Annotated in this window: 1 protein-coding gene; it reads left to right on the forward strand. The window is 58.6% G+C overall.

The features are described from left to right. Window positions 1–142 precede the first annotated feature (142 nt). Window positions 143–577 (forward strand): MgtC/SapB family protein, encoded by a 435-nt coding sequence (locus A3730_RS22065; protein WP_063519767.1) that lies wholly within the window; start codon window positions 143–145, stop codon window positions 575–577. Window positions 578–730: the final 153 nt, after the last annotated feature.

Genomic DNA, 730 nt, shown 5'->3' on the forward strand with positions numbered 1-730 from the left:
TAACGGTAGCGTGATCGGGCGGCGGGCTTCTGTTGTGACGATGTAAGCTTTTGCTTACATATGCGTCTCAATGGTAGCCGGGCTGGATTACTGTCAGCGGGTGTGGGCAAAGCCCCGTACCCACTCAAGCAAGGAGAGCAATATGCAGGAACTGGACTGGGCGCAGGTGGGGACCCACCTGATTCAGCTTGGCGCGGCCTTTGTGCTGGCGTTGCCGGTGGCCTGGAACCGGGAACAGAAGGCGCGAGGCGCCGGCTTGCGTACCTTTCCGCTGGTTTCCATTGCGGCTTGTGGCTATATGTTGGTGGGAATGCAGGTGTACACCGGGTCCGACGCGGAAGCGCGGGTCATGTACGGGATTATTACCGGCATGGGCTTTATCGGCGGTGGGGCGATTCTCAAGGATGGGGCTAACGTGAGCGGTACCGCCACAGCGGCGAGTCTGTGGAATACCGGGGCGATCGGTATTTCGGTGGCTTACAGTCGTTATGAAATTGCCTTGGTGCTGTCGCTGATCAACTTTTTGATTCTGCAGTTTTCTCGCTCATTCAAACGCAGCGGTGAAGAGGAAAGCTGAAACGCCTTTAGCGCGTTGCCCCAGTTCGCTGGCAGCGGCGCACTGTGGCCTGTCCGGATCAGCACTGAGCCAGAATGGCCTGGCGGACACAGTGAAGGACGCCGGTGGGCCAGTCGTCAGCCAGTTGTTCCTTGATCTGGCGGTAGCTGAAGG

It is taken from the genome of Alcanivorax sp. HI0044 (assembly GCF_001634945.1).